Source organism: Geobacillus sp. WSUCF-018B, assembly GCF_002809985.1.
In the GTDB taxonomy this organism is placed as follows: domain Bacteria; phylum Bacillota; class Bacilli; order Bacillales; family Anoxybacillaceae; genus Geobacillus; species Geobacillus thermophilus.
On record NZ_PIJF01000105.1, the window covers coordinates 1 to 2884 of the forward strand.

Annotated in this window: 2 protein-coding genes and 1 pseudogene; 2 read left to right on the forward strand and 1 reads right to left on the reverse strand. The window is 52.0% G+C overall.

The window, feature by feature from the left end; translation table 11 throughout:
• The first annotated feature begins 387 nt into the window (after positions 1-387).
• Both istA and istB read left to right on the forward strand, forming a co-directional pair.
• Positions 388-1893 carry an IS21 family transposase gene (gene istA / locus CV944_RS16580; protein ID WP_025038985.1) on the forward strand — a complete coding sequence of 502 codons (1506 nt, stop codon included), beginning with the start codon at positions 388-390 and terminating at the stop codon, positions 1891-1893.
• On the forward strand, positions 1890-2642 hold the full coding sequence (gene istB, locus CV944_RS16585) for an IS21-like element helper ATPase IstB (protein WP_021322668.1): 753 nt from the start codon (positions 1890-1892) through the stop codon (positions 2640-2642). Before istA ends, istB begins: the two co-directional genes overlap by 4 nt.
• A gap of 72 nt (positions 2643-2714) precedes the next feature.
• Here istB and CV944_RS18065 read toward each other — a convergent pair.
• A pseudogene (locus CV944_RS18065) lies at positions 2715-2874 on the reverse strand (DUF6431 domain-containing protein); the annotation flags it as partial.
• Positions 2875-2884: the final 10 nt, after the last annotated feature.

A 2884-nucleotide genomic window follows, 5' to 3' on the forward strand; every position in this document is an offset into this window, starting at 1 on the left:
CGCGTGATGCAAGCGGGAGAGATTCCGTAAAAATCGTCGGACATAAAATAAGATGACCTCCTTGGTGGGAAAACCAACCTGTTTGGTCTTCGCTCCTCGTCTTGGCGTTTCGAGCCATGCTTTGACCGCTTGCCAGATGACGGATTGGGTATATTGAATTGAACATACGGGAGGAGGAAAGAAGGCAGCACACTCACGGTTTTGCGGCATTCTCAGAAGCGTACCGCGCGATCCAAAGGCGATACTTGTTTAGTGCAAAATAAAAATACAGAGTTCTGCAACGAAAAGTGCAGAGCTGAAGGCAAAGAAAAAAGGCTTGCCAGCCTCTAACATTTCCTCTACTGTGGAAGTTGTGAACACATAACCAAACAGTGGAGGAGCGAAAGGATGCTGGCAATGCCCGAAATTAATCGTATCAGAAAACTGCGTGAAAAGAAAGGGTTATCGATTGCGGAAATTTCCCGTGAAACGGGATATAACTGGAGAACGGTCAAGAAATACGCAGATGGAGACATTTCTGTCCAACCAACCATCAAACGCAAAAAGGGGATGATTGAGGAAGAAGGGTACGGGCAAATCATTGATGACTGGTTGGAGGAGGATGCCAAGCTGCCGAGAAAACAACGGCGAACGAACAAGACGATGTTTGAAGCGCTTTGTCGTGACCATGGATTTCAAGGCTCGTATCGCACCGTTTGCGCGTACGTGCAAAAACGAAGACCGCAGCTCAAGCTCGAGAAAGAACAGCGCTATGAACGACTGGAGCACCCGCCAGGCGAGGCGCAGGTGGATTTCGGGAAGATGACGGTTGTGACGAAGGAGGGGAAGGAAGAAGAGCGATCGGTTTTGATCATGAGCTTTCCCTATAGCAACGCTGCGTTTGCTTATCCGCTGCCGGTGGAAAACAGTGAATGCTTCCTCCATGGGTTGACGCAGCTGTTTCGTCAGGCTGGGGGAGTGCCAAAGGCATTGCGCATTGACAATTTGTCCGCGGCCATTGTGTCGATTCGAAAAGGGGGAGAACGCCGATTCACCGAGGCTTTTGAGAAATTTCAACTCTACTATCGGTTTGATGTACAAGTGTGCAATCCATACAGTGGACATGAGAAAGGAAATGCGGAGCGAAAAGTCTATTACACTCGCAACCTTTGTTTCATCCCCGCTCCATTGATGGAGTCGGATCCGGAGCTGGTGGAGTGGCTGCATCGCAAGATGGTCGAGGACCGAAACCGTCCTCATTATGAAAAGGGGCGGTGGATCGAGGAACTATGGCAAGAAGAGCAACCGGAGCTGTTGGCGTTGCCGGAACAAGATCTTCCGATCTTCTCCCTCGATCACGCTTACGTGAATAAGTACGGAGAAGTGATGGTGGATGGGAAGGCGTTCGTCGTCCATGGCCTGTCCGTCCCCAACCGGGTGTTGGTGAAGAAAGAATGGAATCGTTTCGTTGTGTTCTCTTCCGATGGAGACGTCCATCTTGAAGCGCCAAGGCCGTATACGAACGTGAAACGCGAGATCCCTTGGAAAGAGATTTTCGCTGAGTGGGAGACCAAACCCCGGGTTGTCGGGCATTCCCGATACCGGGCGTACTTGCCGGAAGCGATCCGAACGTATCTGGCTGGCACCCCGCCCCAGGTGGCGGCCCGTTTGAAAGGGCTGCGAGCGCTGTTGGATCGTTGCACGCTTTATGAAATCGCCCAGTGGCTCGATGAGAACCAGCGATGGGACTTGGCTCCTCATGAAATCGGGGTGTTGATGGAAGCCGAGCAATCCCATTACCCGGCCAAGTGGAAAGAATCGTACACCCCTTCCGTCCTGATCGACTATGAAACGGACTTAACGGTGTATGATCAACGTCTTCATCCTGTTCGGGAAGGGGGTGTCCAGGGATGAGAGCAGAGGTGAAAGAGATTTGTAAAGCACTGCATTTGGCCTATATCGCGGATCGATTCGAGGAGGTGATGTTCGAAACGAAAGAACAGTTTTTGCGGGATGTATTGGCGCTGGAGCTGTCGTGCCGCCAGCAGGCGAAACAGGCCCGGCTGATCAAGAAAGCCAAGTTTCGGGAGTTGAAATGGCTGAAGGATTACGAATGGTCGGATCACATCCACTGGCCGACCACGACATCGAAGAAGGAATTGTGTGACCTTCGCTTTTTGGAGCGAAAGCAAAACGTTCTGCTTTTAGGCTCGCCCGGGACAGGAAAAACCCATCTCGCCACAGCGCTCGGCATCCAGGCGTGCCAACAAGGCCATGAGGTTCGGTTTTTCCGCGTCGCGGATCTCGTCGCCCAGCTGGAAGAGGCATTGAAAAATGGCACGCTCGGGCGGCTGAAACGAAGCATCGATGCGTGCGAACTGTTGATATTGGATGAACTCGGCTATGTGCCGTTTCAAAAGCAAGGATCGGAGCTGTTGTTTCATATTATCGCCGACTGTTATGAGCGAAAAAGCGTCATCGTGACGTCGAATCTGGAATTTGGACAGTGGAATCGGGTGTTTGGGGACAACCGCTTGACAGCTGCGCTGGTGGATCGCTTGGTTCACCATGCCCACATCCTGGCCTTTACGGGAGAGAGCTATCGACTGCGGAACGCTCTCTCCGCGATCCAGCCGTCCTCTTCCCCCGGTCTGGAACCTTAAGTCTTGAGCTGGCAAGCCTATGTATTTTTTCTTGCACTTCTCTGCATTTTTTGCTTGCAAAAAACAGATACTCCCCCTCTGCCGTCAACGCATAGCGTTGGTAGTATCCGTGACGGTGCAAGGGGCGGCGGGATGGACAGTGCGGGCATTGGTTCACGTCGGGAAAATCGTTCCCTTTCCCACGATCCGTATACGTTTGAATGTCAATGCCAAAGTCGTGAAACTGGATCACACTTCCTCCC